Below are 18844 nucleotides of genomic sequence, written 5' to 3'. Positions count from 1 at the left end.
CGGCGTTCAGCGGCCCCGCACCGGGTGGGTGAGCCCCAGCCGGCGCAGGTCCTGGACGAGGCGGGCGGCCACGTACCGGCCGCCCGCCACGGTCGGGTGCGTGCCGTCGGGCAGGATGTAGCGCGGCGCGTTGCCCGTCCCGTCGCCGTGGTCGCCGGTGATCCAGCCCTCGGAGATGGGGTCCACGAACGGGATCTTCGATTGTTCGGCGGTGAGCGCCAGGGCGTCCCGGACGGCCAGCGCGTCCGGCGGCGGCGACCCGTTGCCCCACAGCGGGCCGATGAGCAGCCGCCGCGTCCCCGGCCAGCGCCGCGCGGCGAGGTCGAGCAGGTCGCGGGCCGCCGCCGCGACCTTCTGCGGCGGGAACCTGGCGTCGTTGTGCCCGCCGGAGATGATCAGCAGGTCCGGCGCGGGCCGCCAGCCGAGCTGGCTCTCGAACAGCGGCCGGAACGCGACCGTGCCGGTGCCGGTCGAGACGAAGCCCGTCCCGGCGCGTCCGGCCAGCACGACCTGCCAGCCGAGCAGCCGCGCGGTCGCCGCCGCGTAGGTGTTCTCCGGGAGCGTCCCCTTCTTCCCGACCGTGTAGGAGTCGCCGAAGAACATCACCACCGGGGCCGCGGCCGCCGGGGCCGGGCTGACCGCGGCCGGCTCGGCGCCGCCGCGCACGTCGGTGCTGAACGCCGAGCAGCCGGTCAGCGGGAGGGCCGCGCACAGGGCGGCGAACGCGGCGGCACGGCGCGCGCGGCGAGAACGCATCTGGGGGACTCCGCCGGGGTGGTTTCGGGGGGAAATGCTGAGCCGAATCCTACTGTGGCGGAACGTTCACGATGTGCCGATCCGCCGGGCTCCGCCCCGGATCGCAGGGGGCGGAGCCCGGCGGGTCACCCGGCGGGCTCCGGGTCGTTCGCAGGGTCGTCCAGGGGGCGCAGTTCGTCGGCGTAGCTGACCGACACGCGCCGCATCACGCCCGACGGGCTCACCGAGTACTGGCCGAGGCGCCACAGCGGCGGCGAGTAGGCGTGGATGGACACGCTCGCGTTCGCCGCGCCGACGAGCCGGTGGATGTGGTCCGGGCCGAAGCCGAACGACGTCCCCTCGCCGACGCGAGTCGTCAGGTGGTCGCCGCCGATGCGCGGGTTGTTCTCCTCCAGCGCGCCCTGCACGACGCGGACGGCCCCGGACGAGACGTCGTGGTCGTGCCAGCCGGTGTCGTTCTCGGGCGTCCAGCACAGGAGCCAGACGTCCACGAACTCGTCCCGGTACAGCGACGCGTAGTGGCGCTCGTCGTCGGAGAACGCGACGTGCTGGCGCCAGACGCCCGGCTCGTCGGCCAGGCGGTCCACCAGCTCCCGCAGCTCGTCCCGGTCCAGGACGCGCGCGGGCAGGCCGTCCAGACACGAACCGCCACCGATCGCTGGAACGGCGTGGTCGAGCAGGTCACGCGGCATGGGTTCGCTCCTCTCCGGTGAGCAGGCGGTGCGGATTGGACACGCGGAACCCGTGCTGTGCGGCCTCGCCGAGCGCGAGGTCGCGGGGTCCCGCGTAGGGCCGGTCGGTGCCGTGCACGACGACGTCCACGCCGAGCGCGCGGACGGTCGCGTCGGCCGCCTTCGGGCCGTAGGACGAGGTCTCCAGGAACGCGTCGGGGTCGACCGCGCCGCGTCCGCCGCCGCGCGCGGTCAGCCGCTCGCCGTGCAGCGGGGCGAGCCCGGCGAGCATGGCGAAGCAGACGCGCAGGCGGGGGTGGCGGGGGCGGCCGAACGCGCGGAACGCGTACCAGGACGCGTGCATCTGCTGGACGTACGGGACGAGCGCGGGCCACCAGCCGGGCACGTCCCCGGCGGGCGCGGCGGGCCCGGGGTGGACGAACAGCGGCAGGTCCCGGTCTTCGAGCAGGTCGAGCAGGGGCGCGCAGCGGGCGAGGCCGTCCGGGCTCCCGAGCGCGGTGGCGGGGAGCTGGAGGCCTACGAAGCCCTGGTCGAGGGCTTCGGCGGTCGCGTCGGCGTCGACGGTGCGGACGTTCGCGGCGGCCCAGGCGCCGAACGGCGCGGGCAGCGCGGCGGCGCCCTCGTGGTAGGCGTCCAGCAGCGGACGGGCCTCGCCGGGCGGCAGCGCCTCGATGCCGAGCGGGGTGGACAGCGAGATGAGCGCGCGGCCGAGGCCGTCGGCGCGGGCCAGCTCGGCGCGGGCCGCGACGTCGTGGTCCCCGGGGTGAACAGTGAAGGGCGGCTCACCGTCGAGATAGAGAGTCCACTCCTTGAGGTAAGGCGGAGTGGAGCGGGCGCGGAGGGCGGCGAGGAACGCGGGGCTCCAGAGGTGCTGGTGGACGTCGACGGCCTGCGGGCCGTCCGCATCCCGGGTTCCGGACATGCTGCACCCCCTTCGCCGGACGTCGCGGTGAACCGGTTCAGTGAACCGCTTCAAAAGCCTACCATTCAAGTTGGAAATATCAAAAGCGTCGGAGGCGGCGCCTAATGTGGGGACCGTGGCGGACAAGCGGAAGCGGGCGACGATCCGGGAGGTGGCGCAGGCGACGGGCCTCTCCCCGGCGGCCGTGTCGTACGCGCTGCGCGGCATCCAGACCTCCGAGGAGACCCAGGAGCGCGTCCGCGCGGCGGCCGAGGAACTCGGCTACGAGGCGCACCCGATCGCCCGCGCGCTCGCCAGCGGGCGCACCGGCATGGTCGGGCTGCTGTGCGGCTCGTTAGAGGACTACTGGCAGCAGTCGCTCGCCACCGGCATCGGCCGCGCGCTGCTCGCCCGCGACCGCTACGCGCTGATCGTCGACGCGGGCGGCGACCCCGACCGCGAGCGGGCGCTGGCCCGGCGGCTGCGCGACCAGCGGGTGGACGGCCTCATCGTCCAACCCCTCGACCCGGCCGCGGGCCTGTGGGCCGAACTGGCCGACGCGGTGCCCGTCGTCTCCATCGGCGACTCCCTGCGCGGCGGACGGGCGCAGGGCGAGGTCGTGTTCGACAACCGGCGCGGCGTCACGCTCGCGCTGGAGCACCTGCGCGACCTCGGCCACGGGCACATCGGCGTCCTCACCCCGACGCGGGCGAGCACGCCGGACCGTCCGGCCGACGTCCACGTCCACGCCGAGGCGCTGCGGCTCGGCCTGCGGGTCGAGGTGGAGGTCGCCCCGCAGGCGCTGGACGGCGCGACGGCCGCCGCGCACGCCCTGCTGGACCGTCCGGACCGGCCGACCGCCGTGTTCTGCTTCTCCGACGTGATCGCCTACGGCGTGTACGCCGCCACGCGCGCCCTCGGCCTCGCCGTGCCGGACGACCTCGCGGTCTGTGGCTACGACGCGCACCCGATGTCGGCGCTGCTGACGCCGCCGCTCACCACGGTCGACTGGGACATCGACGGGATCGTCCAGGCGGCCGTCGGGCTCGTCGTCGAGGTGATCGAGGGCACGCCCGCGACGCGCCGGGTCGTCCGGGAGCCGTCGCTGCGCGCCCGCGCGTCGACCGGCCGCTGACGGTCCGGCTATGGCGATCATCACGTTCCCGCGGGGTGCTCGCGGGTGGCCGGTATGCGCCCTTCGGTGGCGAATCGGCGGTTTCCCCACGGGGTTGCGGTAGGTTCTTGGCAATCCTGGTCGAAATGCACAAGATTTGGCGGGTCTCGGTCACGCTGGGTGTCCAAAAGATCGGGATTGACTAGTCTGGGCATAGATCTGGGTGAACACCCGACGGGAACCGGCGCCGATGAGGACGTGAGTCGTTTGATCACCTTTGCGGGCGTGACCAAGCGTTACGCGGACGGCACCGTCGCCGTCGACCGCCTCGACCTGGAGATCCCGGCCGGCAAGATCACCGTGCTCGTCGGCCCGTCCGGCTGCGGCAAGACCACCACGCTGCGCATGATCAACCGGATGGTCGAGGCGTCCGAGGGGACGGTCACGGTCGACGGGCGCGATGTCCGGGACGTCGACCCGCCGACGCTGCGGCGCGGCATCGGCTACGTCATCCAGCAGGCGGGCCTGTTCCCGCACCGGACGGTCCTGGACAACATCGCGACCGTCCCGTTCCTGCTCGGCCGCGACAAGAAGAAGGCCCGCGCGGAGGCCCGCGCGCTCATGGACCGCGTCGGGCTGGACCCGGCGTTCGCCGGCCGCTACCCCGCGCAGCTCTCCGGCGGCCAGCAGCAGCGCGTCGGCGTGGCCCGCGCGCTCGCCGCCGACCCGCCGATCCTGCTCATGGACGAGCCGTTCAGCGCCGTCGACCCGATCGTCCGCGCCAGCCTCCAGGACGAGTTCCTGCGGCTGCAGAGCGAGCTGGAGAAGACGATCGTGTTCGTCACCCACGACATCGACGAGGCCGTGAAGCTCGGCCACCGCATCGCGGTCTTCCAGGTCGGGGGACGGCTCGCCCAGTTCACCGCGCCGGACGACCTGCTGGCCGCGCCCGCGAGCGACTTCGTCCGCGACTTCCTCGGCGGCGAGCGCGGCATCCGGCGGCTCCGGTTCACCCAGGAACTCGACGCCGAACGCGACGCGGAACAGGCGGCCGAGCGGTGACCGCCGCGTTCGGGACGGGCGGTGAACCGCTCCTGCGGTGGAGCTACGTCCGCGACAACTACGACGGCGTGATCTGGGAGGCGCTGAAGGAGCACCTGGTGCTGTCCTTCACGCCCGTCCTCCTCGGCCTGGCGATCGCGCTGCCGCTCGGCCTGGCCTGCGCGCGGTGGCGGCGGCTGTACCCGCCGGTGCTGGCCGCGACGAGCATCCTGTACGCGATCCCGGCGATCGGGCTGTTCGTCGTGTTCGTCGCGTTCACTGGCCTCACCTACACGACCGTGGTCGTCCCACTGGCCCTCTACACGCTGTCGGTGCTCGTCCCGAGCGTCGTGGACGGGCTGCGCTCGGTGCCCGAGCACGTCCGGCAGTCGGCGGTCGCGATGGGCTTCGGGCCGCTGCGCCGGCTCGTCCAGGTGGAGCTGCCGATCGCGCTGCCCGTCCTGATGGGCGGGCTGCGCGTCGCGACCGTCGCCAACATCAGCCTGGTCAGCGTCGGCGCGCTCATCGGCATCGGCGGGCTCGGCCAGCTCATGGTCACCGGCATGAAGTGGCCCGGCGGCGCCTACCCGACGCCGATCGTCGTCGCGATCGCCCTGATCGTCGTGCTGGCGCTGCTGGCGGACCTGCTCCTGCTGCTCGTCCAGCGGTTCCTCATGCCGTGGGAGCGCGCCCGGCGGTCCCGGCGGCCCGCGGAGGTGACGCGGTGAACGCCCTGTGGAACGCGTTCGGCTGGTTCGGCGGCGCGGGCCGCTGGTCCGGGTCGGACGGCATCCCGAACCGGATCGCCGAGCACCTCTGGTACTCGCTGCTCGCCTTCGCCATCACCGTGGCCATCGCGCTGCCGCTCGGGCTGCTGCTCGGCCACCTGCGGCGCGGCCGGCCCGCCGCCGTGTCGGGGTTCCTCGTCCTGTCGTCGGCGAACGCCGCGCGGGCGCTGCCGACGCTCGGCCTGCTCATCCTCGTCGTCGTGGTCTCGACGGCCGGGGACATCGTCCCGATCCTGGTGCCGCTGGTGCTGCTCGCGGTGCCGCCCGTCCTGGTCAACACCTACGCCGGGGTCCAGCAGGTCGAGGCGGGCCTGCGCGACGCCGCCGAGGGCATGGGGATGCGCGGCCGGCAGGTGCTGTTCCAGGTCGAGCTGCCGGTGGCGCTGCCGCTCATCCTGCTCGGGCTGCGCACCGCCCTCATCCAGATCGTCTCGACCGCCACCATCGCGGCCTACGTGGGCCTCGGCGGTCTCGGCCGGTACATCGTGGACGGCTACTCGCGCCAGGACTACGACAGCATGGCCGGCGGCGCGATCCTCGTGATCGTCCTGGCCGTCCTCACCCAGGCCGCGTTCGCCGCGCTGCACCGGTTCGCGGTGTCGCCCGGCGTCCGCCGCGCCGCCGCGTCGGACTGACGCCCGCACGCTTGCCGACCGGGCGCGGACCGCGCCCCCCGGAGGAAGGAAACCCAACATGTCCCGGATCATCCGCGGCGCGGCCGTGCTCGCCGCCGCCGTCCTCGCGCTGGCCGCCTGCGGCGGAGGCGACGACGACCCGCTCGGCAAGGGCGGTGCCGGCGGCGGGGGCAGCCTCGTGATCGGCGGCGCCGACTTCCCCGAGAGCGGCCTGATCGGCGAGATCTACGCGCAGGCGCTGGAGGCCAAGGGCGTGAAGGTCCAGCGCAAGTTCGGCATCGGCTCGCGCGAGGTCTACATGAAGCAGGTCCGCAGCGGCGCGATCCAGGTGTTCCCCGAGTACAACGGGGCGCTGCTGTCGTTCCTCGACAAGAACGACGCCGCCACGACCAGCGACGCCGTGGACTCCGCGCTCAAGCAGAAGCTCCCGAGTGACCTGACGATCCTGAACCCCGCGCAGGCCGAGGACAAGGACACGCTCGCCGTGACGTCCGCGACCGCCGCCAAGTACAAGCTGAAGACGATCGAGGACCTAAAGCCCGTCGCCGGCCAGTTCGTCCTCGGCGGGCCGCCGGAGTTCAAGACCCGCAAGCAGGGCGTGGTCGGGCTCCAGTCCGTCTACGGCCTGACGTTCAAGGACTTCAAGTCGCTCAGTGCGGGAAGCCCGATCACCGTGTCGAACCTCAAGGACGGCAAGGTCCAGATCGCCAACCTGTTCTCCACCGACCCGGCGATCAAGAAGAACGGCTTCCTGTCGCTCGCCGACCCGAAGAACGTGTTCGGCGCGCAGAACGTCGTCCCGCTCGTCAACAAGACGAAGGTGGACACCAACGCGCAGGCGGCCCTGAACGCCGTCTCCGCCAAGCTGACCACCGACGGCCTCCTGGCCATGAACACCGAGATGGCCGACAAGAAGGCCGACCCCGCCACGGTCGCCAAGAAGTGGCTCACCGACAACGGCCTCGCCTGACCCCGGCGGGCGGGAGCGCCTCCCGGCTCCGTCGGGAGGTGCCCGCCCGTGCCGTCCCGCCGGTCAGCAGTCCAGGTCGGTCCGGATCCGGGTCGCGGACGCGCGGAGCCGCCCGGCCTGGTCGGCGGTGAGCTTCTTGCCGTCCTGGGCGTCGGCCAGGTCGACGAAGTCGGCCAGCGCGGTGCAGGCGGTGGCGGTGTCGTTGCCGTCGACCGCGTCGAGGGCGTTCCGGAGCTTGGCGTCCAGGGCGGTCCGGAGGCCGTTGGGGAGGCCGAAGCCGTCCACCAGGGCGCGCAGGTCGGCGATCTGGTCGGCGGGACGTTCGGCGATGGTGATGGTGGGGCCGTTCGTCGTAGCCTCACCGTCGAACTGGTAGCGCAGGGTGAAGCTCCCGGCCGGGGTGCCGGGCTTCACGCGCAGCGTCAGCGAGCCGGTCACCGTGGTCCCGACGGGGACGGGGCCGGTCGGGACGACGTAGCCGATGCCGGGAAGCGTCGTGCAGGAACCCGCGACGGGTCCGTCGCACGACGCCACGGTTGCGAAAGAGTCCAGGCTGCCCAGCGGGCCGCTGCCCGCGTAGAAGCCCATGCCCTCGCGCGAGGAGGCGAAGTCGCGCGTGACGGCGAAGTCGACGGTGATCGTCTCGCCGGGCGCGAGGGTGGCGCGCGAGACCGTGATGGCGGACGACGCCTGGGCCGGGCCGGCGAGCGAGAACAGGCCGGCCGCCGCTAAGGCGAGCACGCCGACGAATGTGATCGACCTATGGCGCGGCCCGGAGGCCGAGGCGGACGTGCGGGTGGACGAAGACATGAGCGCTCCCTCTTCCTGATCCCGCGTCCCCCGGCCAGGGCCCGGGGCGGATCCCTGCCGAACCGTGGTGACGCGCCGTTCCGGCGGGCGCGGTGGTCCGGACGAACGGGCCGCCCGGGCGGTGGCCGCGCCCACACGGCGTCGGTACGCGAACCGGGGACGGCTCTGGCAGCGGGCTGCCGAACCTCGTCCGGTGACCACCGGGCAGGTTCGCCGCTGAGCCCACCGTGACCGGTTCCACACTCACAGTCGCTCCCGCCGGGCGTGAAAGGACCGGTGTCCCGATTTCGCCGGGACACCTCCTGGTGACCGGGCGCGCACGGAGAAACCCCCGCCGGGGCGGGGGTTTCGGGTGGGCCAGAGGTCGAGGGCGCCGGTGTGGGCGGCGGCTTCGCCGGTCTGTGGTCAGAGTGCTCTGCGGTGGCTCCACCAGCGGCGGGCGGCTTCGAGGGAGGCGTTCGTCCAGGGGTCGGTTGCGTGCGGCTTCAGGCCCCAGGCGGACCGGACGGCGCTTCCGTGGTGGACGATGGCGTCGAGGTCGCCAGGGCCGAGGTCCTTCCACCCGCGCAGCTGTGCGGCGATGGCCTCGGCGTCCCGGGGCGAGTGCCCGCAGGTGATCATGAAGTGGGCCATGCTCACCGCGTCGAGCCAGGACGCTCCGCGGGTGGGGCGAGCCCAGTCGAGCAGGAAGACGCGTTCGGGCGTCACGAGCACGTTGGCCGGGGTGAGGTCGCCGTGCACCAGGCTGTCGCCGCTGACTCGGCGCAGGAGCGCGACGTCGCCCTGGCTGGAATACACCTGATCGGCGTACTTCAGCTCGACGTCGGGGCGGGGGGTGTGGCTCAGCGCGTCCAGCGCTTCGAACACCCGTGGGATGTCAGGGGAGCACGGCGAGTAGTCCGCCCTCCGCCCGTTGACGAAATTGAAGGCAGCGACCAGCCAGCCGCCGGCCTCGACGTGGAAGCGGATCTCGGGAGACAGGTGGGTGACGTACGGGTTGATCGAGATCTCCCGGCGAAGCTGGACGACCTTGAGGGTGTCGGCCAGGCGCGCACCCTTGACGAACAGCGGGCCGGACCCGGTTTCGGCGACGAGGCTCGCTTCGGAGTTCCAGCCCGCCGAAATCGTCCTGACCGCCGCGATGCCACCCGCCTGCTCGCGGACGGCGTCCCGTACCCCCTGCGGCAGGTCGTTCCAGTCGGTCTTGTTCGTCATGCCGGTCAGCCTGCCAGAGGGGGTCGGGACGAATGGTCAGATGGCGCCGAGGAAGGCGGTCAGCTCGTCGGCGCTGAAGCGCATCGGGGTGAGGTCGGGGCGCTTGGAGTCGCGGATCGCGATGGCGCCGTCGGGGAGCGTGGCGAACTCCATGCAGCTCTCGGGGGCGTCGGGGTCGCCGACGTTCCCGCCGCACGGCTTGGTCCAGGTCGCTCCGGAGATGTCGAGGGTGTACAGGTCGCCGTTCCGCATGACTTTCTCCTCTGCCGTGTTCCCCGCGCCACGGCGGCGCGTGGTCGAGCAAGCCCGGATGGGAAGTCCGCCCGTCCGGGGTTCTGATGTCGGAGCCGGCCTGTTCGCGCTGGCCCCCTCTGCTCACCGAAGGTAGAAAGGCGTCATGCGACTCGGCTAGAGATTTGCACTTGTTTGCAGTTTTTGCCTGGCCTGCTCGATCAGCTCGCGTGCCTCGGCACCGTAGACCGCCATGCCGCGCAGCAGGTTGAAGGCCCTTTTGAAGGTGTCGATCTCCTCGGGCCGACTCGTCTTGAAGCCCGCCGACCACATCGGGGACCGCACCATCGAACCGTCGAACATGTAGAACGGCTCGCCGGGCGGAACAGCGCGCGTCGCGCCCGGAGGGATGATCCCGAGAGAGACGTTCGGGAGCAGCGTCACCGCGGACAGGAAGGTGAGCTGTTCCAGCATGACGTTCACGTCGCCGAAGACGAGTTCGAGCACCCATGGCTCGATGACGAAGTGGTAGCCGTTCTTCGCCGACGCCGCTGTGACCAGACTTTGCTTGGGAAGCCTCGCGTCGGCCGCAGCCCGGGCCTCGCGTTCGGGCAGGCCGTAGAGCGCTTCGGCCGTCTTGAACAAGCCGAACACGTACCCGTGCGTCTGCAGGATGCCGGGGACGCACTTCGACTCATAGACGATGAGCAGCTTGGTCTGCCGGTAGAGGGCGTCTTCGTTCTCGTGCAGGAGTTTCTGGCCCTTGCGCAGCTCGCGCTTCCACTCCACCCACATGTCATGGACCTGGCTCTGGACGATCACCAGATCCTCGTACTGCTCGTCGGCGCCGCACGCACGGCACCAGGCCGCGAGTTCGCCGGACTTGACGCCCTGCTTGCCGCCCTCGATCCGGGAGATCTTCCAATTGGGGATGCCCGTCAGGCCGGCCAACTCCAGACCTGACAGGCCCTTCGCCTTGCGCAAGCCCCGAAGCCTCGCGCCGAACGCCCTCTTGGCGTCCTCTGCCGGGACGGACATGGAAAGCCGACGTCAGCCGGGCTTGTACTCGGGCTGGGGAATCCCCAGCTCCCACACGGCCTCGAACGCGGCCAGGCAGAACCCGACGACCTCGGGTTCGGTGTAGCGCTGGCGCTCCACGACGTCATCGGCGCCGTTGAACACGTTGAAGACGACGGTCTTGCGGTCGAAGACCCAGCAATCGTTCCCCGGCAGCGCGATGGTCGACACGAGCCGCCGTGGAACGAACCTCACCTGCTGACCGGCCTCGAACAGCATCCCCGCGAGCGGGTAGCCCCACCTGTGGTAGTCGGAGAGCGGTTCCGACACCAGCTTCGCGTCCCGGTAGACGCGCCCGCTCGACGTCGCCGCGCGGAGCTTGTCGCACCAGGGCCTCATCCACTCCCGGTACTCCGCCTCGTCCCACGGCTTGCCGGCCTTCCAGGCGGCGAACTTGTCGGCTTCTCCGCCGCCGGTGGCGTAGTGGTCGCGAAGCTCCAGATGAAGCGCCTCGAACTCGAAGGTGTCGAACAGCTCGTCCCGGGTCTCAGCCGAGATCAACTCCATAGCGCTCCTTCGCGAACTGCCGGACGAACTCGTCCATCAGCTTGTCGGGGAACCACAGGTACCCCTCATGGGGCTTCATGTTCTGGATCTGGTCACGCACGCCGGGCTCGTCTCGCACCTCGCCCTGCCCGTACCAGCCCCCGTCGCTCGACCGGTAGAAGGAGGGGCAGTCCGGGTTGGGGTACGAATCGGGGCTCTTGCAGAAGAAAGTCAGCAGGATCCTAGGATCATCGTGCGAGCTTTGCACGTCTTTGCACCTCTCCACTGGGGCGGGCGCGCATGGAGAAACCCCCGCCGGGGCGGGGGTTTCGGGTGGGTCAGAGGTCAAGGGCGCCGGTGCGGGCGGCGGCCAGGACGGCGGCGAAGTGGGGGGCGGGGAGGGTGATCGCGCCTGCTTGGCGGTCGGTGGTGTCGCGGATACCCACTCGGCCCTGGTCGGATCCGGCCTCGACGCAGTTGTTGAACTCGCCTCCGGAGTGGCGGGACTTGCGCCAGTTGCGGGGTTCGAACGTGCTCACAAAGACTCCCGGATGTTCTTCAGCAGTTGGACGCTCTCTTCGGTGGACATGGCCTTTGACCTGATGAGGTCGTAGGTGTCCACGAGTTCCTCGATCATATCGGGGTCTTCGATGACGCGACCGGTCCTGCCGAATCCCTCCTGCCAGGCCGCCATCAGGCCGTCCTTGCGGTGTTCCATCAGATGGAGGTCACCGAGAACGCCGGGGTAGGTGACGTTCGTCTGCGGGACGATCTGAACCTGCACATTCCACTGCTCAGTCCGCTTGAGGATCGCGTCGATCTGCTCGCGGGCGAGATCCGGCTGGTTCGCGAGACGCCGGAACACTTCCTCGTCCATGATCGCCAGCAGCCTGGCGGGGTCGTCGCCGTTCAGGATTCCCTGGCGGCGGCTCCGCACTTCGATGACCGCGTCCGCGGCCTGCGGGATCGGGCCGTCAAGGGCGAGCGCCCTGACGTAGGACTCCGTCTGCAAGAGGCCGACGACGGCCGCGTGCGAGAACGCTTTGATCGACTTGGACATCTTCTCGTGGTACGCCAGCGCCCGCGCGCCCTCGGGGACGCGCGAGACGTGGGCGACCTCGCGGTGGCGGGTGAAGTAGTCGCCCGTCCCGAACAACTCGTCGAGGAGCCGGGCCGTCGTCGGCGCGGGGATGGCGTGGCCGAGTTCGTAGCGGCTGACCTGGGAGTCGTCGCAGATGATCTTTGCGGCCAACTCTCCCTGTGTCCAGCCCTTCTTCTCCCGATTCTCCCGGATTTCGTTTCCGTAGTACTGGGCGAAGGACTCGTTGGGGGTCGTCTTCTTCGGGGGGCGGGCCATGTCGCTGTCCTTTCGGAGGTTCCTCGGCCGTCCTTGCGGAGACTACGGCAGGAGGACGCGAAAGGGGCGGCAGTTGTGTGAAAAAACCGAGATCCCGGCTGAAGACAAGTGTTCTGCGGAACTGCTGCGAGGCGGTTTTTCCCAACTTTCCTTTCTGTCCAATCTTTGGCACCGCACTGTGCGTGGACGGTTATTTTCACGGTCTACTAACGGGCGGGCGGCCGGTGAGGCGGGTCGTCAAAGACGCGGCGGCGGCCTTTACCGGCGCCGCCAGGTCGGGCCAGGTTTCCGAAGGACGGGCGGCGCGGCGGAACGTGACGGTGATCGCGGCCGCCGGGTGGCCCGTGTGGTCGAAGGCGCACGCCGCGATGCTCGCGAAGCCCTCGGTGACCAGGCCGTCCTCGGCGGACCAGCCGCGTGCGGCGTCCTCGCGCAGGGCGCGGCGGAGGGCGGTCAGGGTGGTGGGGCCGTCGGTCGTCCGGGTGACGAGCGGGGCGGGGTAGAGGGCGCGGAGCTGGGCGGCGGGGAGGTGCGCGAGCATCGACCGGCCGCTGGCGGTGAGGTGCGCGGGGATGCGGACGCCCACGTCCGTGACCAGCGTCGCGTGCCGGGGCGGCTGCTCTTTCAGCAGGTAGAGCGTGTCGGCGCCGTGTAGGACGCCGAGCTGGACGATCTCGCCCGTCCGGTCCACCAGGCGGCGCAGCAGCGGGCGGGCCAGGCGTTCCAGCGGGCCGTGCCGCAGGTAGGCCGAGCCGACCTCGAACGCGGCCACGCCGAGGCCCCAGCGGCGTTCCTCGGGCAGCGCCACGACGAAGCCTTCGGCGGCCATTTCCGCCAGCAGGTGGTAGGTGCTGGAGCGCGGCAGGCCGAGGTCGCGGGCGATCGAGGAGGCGGGCAGGGGGCCGGCCGACGCCGCGAGCAGCCGCAGCACCGCGAGGGTCCGCCGGGCGGCCGGTACCTGGTCCACGTCCTCGATTGTCTCGTATCCGAGACGGTTCGGGTCGCGGCGGGCTCGTCCGGGGCCGCTTCGCATCGGTCCAATGGTGGGTATGACGTCCGTTATGGGGGCACAGAGCATCGAGGTGGGGACGGAACCGCCGTCGCCCGCCGAGGTCGTGGCGGTGGCACGGGACGGCGCGCGGGTCGGGCTGTCGGCCGCCGCCGAGGGCGCCATGGCCGCGTCACGGGCGCACATCGAGGAGCTGGCGGCGCGGCCGACGCCCGTCTACGGGGTGTCGACGGGGTTCGGCGCGCTCGCGTCCCGGCACATCCCGCCGGAGCTGCGGACGCGGCTCCAGCTCAACATCGTCCGGTCGCACGCGGCCGGGACGGGCCCGGAGGTGGAGCGCGAGGTCGTCCGGGCGATGATGCTGCTGCGGCTGAAGACGCTCGCCACCGGCCGCACCGGGGCCCGGCCGGAGACGGCCCGCGCGCTCGCGGCGCTGCTCAACGCGGGGATCACGCCGGTCGTCCACGAGTACGGCAGCCTCGGCTGCTCGGGGGACCTCGCGCCGCTCGCGCACGTCGCGCTGGCGCTGCTCGGCGAGGGACGGGTCCGGGACGCCGACGACCGCCTCATCCCCGCCGCCGACGCGCTGAAGCGAGCCGACCTGCGTCCCGTCGAACTCGGGGCCAAGGAAGGGCTCGCGCTGCTCAACGGCACGGACGGGATGCTCGGCATGCTCGTCCTCGCCCTGCACGACCTGCGCGGCCTGCTCACCGCCGCCGACATCGCGACCGCGATGAGCGTCGAGGCGCTGCTCGGCACCGACCGCGTCTTCGACGCCGACCTCCAGGCGCTGCGCCCGCATCCGGGGCAGGCCGCGTCGGCGGCGAACCTGCGGCTGCTGCTCGCCGGGTCCCCGATCGTGGAGTCCCACCGGGGGCCGGACGACACGCGCGTCCAGGACGCCTACTCGCTGCGCTGCGCGCCGCAGGTGAACGGCGCGTTCCGGGACACCGTCGCGCACGCCGCGCTGGTCGCCGACCGCGAGCTGGCGGCGGCCGTGGACAACCCGGTCGTGCTGTCGGACGGACGCGTGGAGTCCAACGGCAACTTCCACGGCGCCCCGATCGCCTACGCCCTGGACTTCCTCGCGATCCCGATCGCCGACGCCGCGTCGATGGCCGAGCGCCGCACCGACCGGATGCTCGACAAGGCCCGCTCGTTCGGGCTGCCGCCTTTCCTCGCCGCCGACCCCGGCGTCGACTCCGGCCACATGATCGCCCAGTACACGCAGGCGTCGATCGTGGCGGAGCTGAAACGGCTGGCCGTCCCGGCGAGCGTCGACTCGATCCCGTCGTCGGCGATGCAGGAGGACCACGTGTCCCTCGGCTGGAACGCCGCCCGCAAGCTGCGCCGGGCCGTGGACGGGTACGCGCGCGTCGTCGCGATCGAGCTGTTCACCGCCGCCCGCGCGCTGGACCTGCGCGCCCCGCTGAGCCCCGGCCCGGCGACCGCGGCCGTCCTCGCGGCGCTGCGCCGGCACGTCCCGCCGCCCGGCCCGGACCGCCATCTGTCGCCCGAGATCGACGCCGCGACCGCGCTCGTCCGGGACGGCGCGCTCGTCGCCGCCGCCGAGTCCGTCACCGGCCCGCTCGCCTGAAGGAGCCCCGCCATGTCCGGTCCCCGTCCCGTCCGCGCGCCGCGCGGCTCCGCGCTCACCGCGCGCGGCTGGCCGCAGGAGGCCGCGCTGCGGATGCTCATGAACAACCTGGATCCCGAGGTCGCCGAGCATCCCGACGAGCTGGTCGTCTACGGCGGGACCGGACGGGCCGCGCGGAGCTGGGACGCGTTCGACCGGATCACCGGGGCGCTCGCCCGCCTGGACGGGGACGAGACGCTGCTCGTCCAGTCCGGCAAGCCGGTCGGGATCTTCCGGACGCACGAGTGGGCGCCGCGCGTACTCATCGCCAACTCCAACCTCGTCCCGGAGTGGGCGACGTGGGAGGAGTTCCGGCGGCTGGAGGCCGACGGGCTCACGATGTACGGGCAGATGACGGCCGGGTCGTGGATCTACATCGGCACGCAGGGCATCCTCCAGGGCACCTACGAGACGTTCGCGGCCGTCGCGGCGAAGCGGTTCGGCGGGAGCCTCGCCGGGACGATCACGCTGACGGCCGGGCTCGGCGGGATGGGCGGCGCGCAGCCGCTCGCGGTCACGATGAACGGCGGGGTGGCGCTGTGCGTTGAGTGCGACCCGTCCCGCATCGACCGGCGGGTCGCGCACGGCTACTGCGACGTCCGCGCCGACTCGCTGGACGAGGCGCTGCGGCTGGCCGAGGCGGCGAAGGCGGAGCGGCGGGCGCTGTCGATCGGGGTGCTCGGGAACGCGGCGGACGTCGTCCCGGAACTGCTGCGGCGGGGCGCGCCGATCGACGTCGTCACCGACCAGACCAGCGCGCACGACCCGCTCGCCTACCTGCCGCGCGGCGTCGCGTTCGAGTCCTGGGCCGCCGAGCGCGACCGGGACCCGGCCGGGTTCACCGCGCGGGCGCGGGAGTCGATGGCCGAGCACGTCGCGGCGATGGTCGGGTTCCAGGACGCGGGCGCCGAGGTCTTCGACTACGGCAACTCGATCCGGGGCGAGGCGCGGACGGCCGGGTACGCGCGGGCGTTCGACTTCCCCGGGTTCGTCCCGGCCTACATCCGGCCGCTGTTCTGCGAGGGCAGGGGGCCGTTCCGGTGGGCGGCGCTGTCGGGCGACCCGGCCGACATCGCCCGCACCGACCGCGCGATCCTCGACCTCTTCCCCGAGAACGAACCGCTCGCGCGGTGGATCCGGCTGGCGGGGGAGCGGGTGCGGTTCCAAGGGCTTCCGGCGCGGATCTGCTGGCTCGGCTACGGCGAACGGGACAAGGCGGGCGCGGTGTTCAACGACCTCGTCGCGCGCGGCGAGATCAGCGCGCCGATCGTCCTCGGCCGCGACCATCTGGACTGCGGGTCGGTCGCGTCGCCGTACCGGGAGACCGAGGCGATGGCCGACGGCTCCGACGCCATCGCGGACTGGCCGCTGCTGAACGCGCTGCTCAACACGGCGTCCGGGGCGACGTGGGTGTCGATCCACCACGGCGGCGGCGTCGGGATCGGACGGTCGATCCACGCGGGCCAGGTCTGCGTCGCCGACGGCACCGACCTCGCCGCGCGCAAACTCGAACGGGTGCTGACCAACGACCCGGGCACGGGCGTCATGCGGCACGTGGACGCCGGGTACGAACGGGCCGCCGAGGTGGCTGTGGAGCGAGGCGTGCACGTCCCGTGACGTTCGACGCGATGTGGGCGGAACTGCTGCCCGTCGGCCGGGATCCGGCGGGCGGCTACCGGCGTTTCGCGTTCACGCCGCCGGAGCTGGAGTGCCGCGCGTGGTTCGCCGAGCAGGCGCGGCGGCGGGCGCTGCCCGTCGAGCGGGACGCGAACGGCAACCTGTTCGCGTGGTGGCTCCCGCCGGACGGGCGGCGCGGCGGGGCCGTCCTCACCGGCAGCCATCTGGACTCGGTGCCGGGCGGCGGCGCGTTCGACGGGCCGCTCGGGGTGGTCTCGGCGTTCGCGGCGATCGACGCGCTGCGGGCGCGGGGCGCGGTGCCGTCCCGGCCCGTCGGGGTCGCGGCGTTCGCCGAGGAGGAGGGCGCGCGGTTCGGCGTCGCGTGCCTCGGGTCGCGGCTGCTCACCGGGACCATCGACCCGGACCGGGCGCGGGGGCTGCGCGACGGTTCCGGGCGCTCGTTCGCGGCCGTCCTCGCCGAGCACGGGCTCGACCCGGCGCTGATCGGCCCGGACGACGACCTGCTCGGCCGGTGCGCGTGCTTCGTGGAACTGCACATCGAGCAGGGGCGCGGGCTGGACGTCCCGGTGGGGGCGGCGAGCGCGATCGTCCCGCACGGCCGCTGGCGGTTCGGCTTCACCGGCGCGGGCGACCACGCGGGCACCACCGCGCTCGCCGACCGCCGCGACCCGATGCTGCCGTTCGCGCGGACCGTCCTCGCGGCGCGGTCGGCGGCCGAGCGGTTCGGCGCGGTCGCGACGGTCGGGAAGGCGGAGATCGTGCCGGGCGGGGTGAACGCGATCCCGTCGTCGGTCACGGCGTGGCTGGACGCGCGGGGGCCGGTGGACGACGCCGTCCGCCGCACCGTCGCCGAGGTGGCGCGGGCCGCGCGGGACGCCGCGTCCGCGCACGGCGTGGCGGTGGACGTCGCCGAGGAGTCCTACAGCCCGGCCGTGGCGTTCCGGCGGGAGCTGCTGGACCGGATCATCCGGGTGCTCGGTGGGGTGCCGGTGCTGCCGACCGGGGCGGGGCACGACGCGGGCGTCCTCGCCGCGCGGCTCCCGACGGCGATGCTGTTCGTTCGGAATCCGACCGGTGTGTCGCATGCGCCGGCCGAGCACGCCGAGCCGTCCGACGTGGCGGCGGGCGTCGCGGCGCTCACCGCCGTCCTGGCCGACCTCGCGGGGGCGTGATGCGGTGGTTCGCCGAGTACGCGTGGGTGGACGACACCGTCCTGCCCGGCGTACTGCTGGAGGCCGACGGCGACCGGTTCGTCCGGGTCGTCCCCGGCTTGGCGGCGCCGCCGGACGCGCGGTACCTGCCCGGCCTCACGATCCCCGGCCTCGCCAACGCCCACTCGCACGCCTTCCACCGGGCGCTGCGCGGCGGCGTCCAAGCCGGGCGGGGCACGTTCTGGACGTGGCGGGAGCGCATGTACGCCGTCGCCGACCGGCTCGACCCCGCGTCCTATCAGGCGCTCGCGACGGCCGTGTACGCCGAGATGGCGCTCGCCGGGATCACCTGCGTCGGCGAGTTCCACTACCTGCACCACCGGCCCGGCGGCGACGCCCACCCCGAGCCGAACGCGATGGGCGACGCGCTGCTCGCGGCGGCGTCGGCGGCCGGGATCCGGATCACGCTGCTCGACGCCTGCTACCTCAGCGGCGCCCCGCGCACGCCGCTCGCCGGGACGCAGCGCCGGTTCGGGGACGGCACCGCCGGAGCCTGGCGCGACCGCGTCCGCGCGCTCCTGTCCCGGGCCGGGCCGGACGTGCGGATCGGCGCGGCGATCCACTCCGTGCGGGCCGTCCCGCGCGCCGAACTGCCCGTCGTCGCGGACTTCGCGCGCGAGCACGGGATGCCGCTGCACGTCCACGTGTCCGAGCAGCCCGCCGAGAACGCCGAATGCCTGGACGCCTACGGGGTCACGCCGGTGCGGCTGCTCGGCGACGCGGGCGCGCTCGGGCCGCTGACGACGGCCGTCCACGCGACCCATCTCGACGCCGCCGACATCGCGCTGCTCGGCGGGACGGGCACGACCGTCTGCCTGTGCCCGACGACCGAACGCGACCTCGCCGACGGGCTCGGGCCGTCCGGGGACCTCGCCCGCGCCGGCGCCCCGCTGTGCGTCGGCTCCGACCAGCACGCCGTCGTGGACCTGCTGGAAGAGGCGCGCTCGGTGGAACTGCACGAACGGCTGCGGACCGGCGAGCGCGGCCACTTCCGGGCGAGCGCCCTGCTGGCCGCCGCGACATGGCACGGGCACGCCGCGCTCGGCTGGCCGTCCGCCGGACGCCTGGAACCCGGCGCGCACGCCGACCTGGTGACGCTGCGCCTCGACTCGCCCCGCACCGCCGGCGGCGCCCCGTCCGCCGAGACGGCCGTCTTCGCCGCCTCCGCCGCCGACGTCACGACGGTGGTCGCGTCCGGTCGCGAGATCGTCCGCGACGGCCGCCACCGGACGATCGACGTCCCGTCCGCCCTCCGGGAGGCCCTGTGAGCGCGCCTG

The 18844-nt window shown here is 72.8% G+C and carries 19 protein-coding genes and 1 pseudogene; 9 read left to right on the top strand and 11 right to left on the bottom strand.

Translation table 11 applies throughout. From position 1 onward, the window contains the following. Positions 1 to 6: 6 nt before the first annotated feature. From BTM25_RS16645 to BTM25_RS16635, 3 genes are all read right to left on the bottom strand, one after another. Positions 7 to 756: an SGNH/GDSL hydrolase family protein gene (locus BTM25_RS16645; protein WP_103563785.1), complete on the bottom strand. Its 750-nt coding sequence runs from the start codon at positions 754 to 756 to the stop codon at positions 7 to 9. Between the two features lie 125 nt (positions 757 to 881). Then, entirely contained in the window at positions 882 to 1448 is a 567-nt protein-coding gene (locus BTM25_RS16640; protein WP_103563784.1) for a cysteine dioxygenase, read from the bottom strand. Continuing rightward, positions 1438 to 2370 carry an amidohydrolase family protein gene (locus BTM25_RS16635; RefSeq protein ID WP_103563783.1) on the bottom strand — a complete coding sequence of 311 codons (933 nt, stop codon included), beginning with the start codon at positions 2368 to 2370 and terminating at the stop codon, positions 1438 to 1440. The genes BTM25_RS16640 and BTM25_RS16635 overlap by 11 nt, the downstream gene beginning before the upstream one ends. Positions 2371 to 2485: 115 nt before the next feature. On the opposite strand from BTM25_RS16635, the gene BTM25_RS16630 reads away from it, so the two are divergent. From BTM25_RS16630 to BTM25_RS16610, 5 genes and pseudogenes are all read left to right on the top strand, one after another. Next, the gene (locus BTM25_RS16630; RefSeq protein ID WP_103564677.1) at positions 2486 to 3484 is read left to right on the top strand and encodes a LacI family DNA-binding transcriptional regulator; all 999 of its coding nucleotides are present in this window, start codon (positions 2486 to 2488) and stop codon (positions 3482 to 3484) included. Between the two features lie 246 nt (positions 3485 to 3730). Further along, positions 3731 to 4483 (top strand): annotated as a pseudogene (locus tag BTM25_RS16625) (ABC transporter ATP-binding protein); the annotation flags it as partial. A 38-nt stretch (positions 4484 to 4521) separates the two neighbouring features. Further along, on the top strand, positions 4522 to 5232 hold the full coding sequence (locus tag BTM25_RS16620) for an ABC transporter permease (protein ID WP_103563781.1): 711 nt from the start codon (positions 4522 to 4524) through the stop codon (positions 5230 to 5232). Next, entirely contained in the window at positions 5229 to 5927 is a 699-nt protein-coding gene (locus tag BTM25_RS16615) for an ABC transporter permease (RefSeq protein ID WP_103564676.1), read from the top strand. Before BTM25_RS16620 ends, BTM25_RS16615 begins: the two co-directional genes overlap by 4 nt. Before the next feature lie 58 nt (positions 5928 to 5985). Next, complete coding sequence (locus tag BTM25_RS16610; RefSeq protein WP_103563780.1) at positions 5986 to 6897, top strand: ABC transporter substrate-binding protein; 912 nt, start codon at positions 5986 to 5988, stop codon at positions 6895 to 6897. Between the two features lie 63 nt (positions 6898 to 6960). On the opposite strand, the gene BTM25_RS16605 is transcribed toward BTM25_RS16610, so the two are convergent. From BTM25_RS16605 to BTM25_RS16565, 8 genes are all read right to left on the bottom strand, one after another. Then, the gene (locus tag BTM25_RS16605; RefSeq protein WP_146059063.1) at positions 6961 to 7707 is read right to left on the bottom strand and encodes a hypothetical protein; all 747 of its coding nucleotides are present in this window, start codon (positions 7705 to 7707) and stop codon (positions 6961 to 6963) included. A gap of 405 nt (positions 7708 to 8112) precedes the next feature. After that, positions 8113 to 8922 carry a phosphotransferase gene (locus BTM25_RS16600; protein ID WP_103563778.1) on the bottom strand — a complete coding sequence of 270 codons (810 nt, stop codon included), beginning with the start codon at positions 8920 to 8922 and terminating at the stop codon, positions 8113 to 8115. A 36-nt stretch (positions 8923 to 8958) separates the two neighbouring features. Next, positions 8959 to 9174 (bottom strand): DUF397 domain-containing protein, encoded by a 216-nt coding sequence (locus BTM25_RS16595; RefSeq protein ID WP_103563777.1) that lies wholly within the window; start codon positions 9172 to 9174, stop codon positions 8959 to 8961. A 156-nt stretch (positions 9175 to 9330) separates the two neighbouring features. Continuing rightward, entirely contained in the window at positions 9331 to 10191 is an 861-nt protein-coding gene (locus tag BTM25_RS16590) for a helix-turn-helix domain-containing protein (RefSeq protein WP_103563776.1), read from the bottom strand. 12 nt (positions 10192 to 10203) lie between these two features. Further along, a complete protein-coding gene (locus tag BTM25_RS16585) occupies positions 10204 to 10737 on the bottom strand; it encodes a DUF6879 family protein (RefSeq protein WP_103563775.1) in 534 nt (177 codons plus the stop codon). Positions 10738 to 11054: 317 nt separating this feature from the next. Beyond that, positions 11055 to 11255 (bottom strand): DUF397 domain-containing protein, encoded by a 201-nt coding sequence (locus BTM25_RS16575; RefSeq protein WP_103563773.1) that lies wholly within the window; start codon positions 11253 to 11255, stop codon positions 11055 to 11057. Further along, positions 11252 to 12073 (bottom strand): helix-turn-helix domain-containing protein, encoded by an 822-nt coding sequence (locus BTM25_RS16570; protein WP_103563772.1) that lies wholly within the window; start codon positions 12071 to 12073, stop codon positions 11252 to 11254. Before BTM25_RS16570 ends, BTM25_RS16575 begins: the two co-directional genes overlap by 4 nt. Before the next feature lie 196 nt (positions 12074 to 12269). Continuing rightward, positions 12270 to 13040, bottom strand: a complete 771-nt coding sequence (locus BTM25_RS16565; RefSeq protein WP_103563771.1) for an IclR family transcriptional regulator — start codon at positions 13038 to 13040, stop codon at positions 12270 to 12272. Between the two features lie 94 nt (positions 13041 to 13134). Here BTM25_RS16565 and hutH point away from each other — a divergent pair, with 94 nt between their 5' ends. From hutH to BTM25_RS16545, 4 genes are read left to right on the top strand one after another with little or no spacing between them, the layout of a single operon-like run. Then, a complete protein-coding gene (hutH, locus tag BTM25_RS16560; protein WP_103563770.1) occupies positions 13135 to 14679 on the top strand; it encodes a histidine ammonia-lyase in 1545 nt (514 codons plus the stop codon). A gap of 12 nt (positions 14680 to 14691) precedes the next feature. Continuing rightward, positions 14692 to 16335 (top strand): urocanate hydratase, encoded by a 1644-nt coding sequence (gene hutU, locus BTM25_RS16555; RefSeq protein ID WP_103563769.1) that lies wholly within the window; start codon positions 14692 to 14694, stop codon positions 16333 to 16335. Then, complete coding sequence (locus tag BTM25_RS16550; RefSeq protein ID WP_205648125.1) at positions 16332 to 17528, top strand: allantoate amidohydrolase; 1197 nt, start codon at positions 16332 to 16334, stop codon at positions 17526 to 17528. The genes hutU and BTM25_RS16550 overlap by 4 nt, the downstream gene beginning before the upstream one ends. Beyond that, entirely contained in the window at positions 17528 to 18835 is a 1308-nt protein-coding gene (locus BTM25_RS16545) for a formimidoylglutamate deiminase (RefSeq protein ID WP_103563768.1), read from the top strand. The genes BTM25_RS16550 and BTM25_RS16545 overlap by 1 nt, the downstream gene beginning before the upstream one ends. The last annotated feature ends 9 nt before the right edge of the window (positions 18836 to 18844 follow it).

The organism is Actinomadura rubteroloni (assembly GCF_002911665.1).
GTDB lineage: Bacteria > Actinomycetota > Actinomycetes > Streptosporangiales > Streptosporangiaceae > Spirillospora > Spirillospora rubteroloni.
Note: the sequence above shows the minus strand (reverse complement) of the source record. Positions and strands in the feature narration are given on the sequence as shown.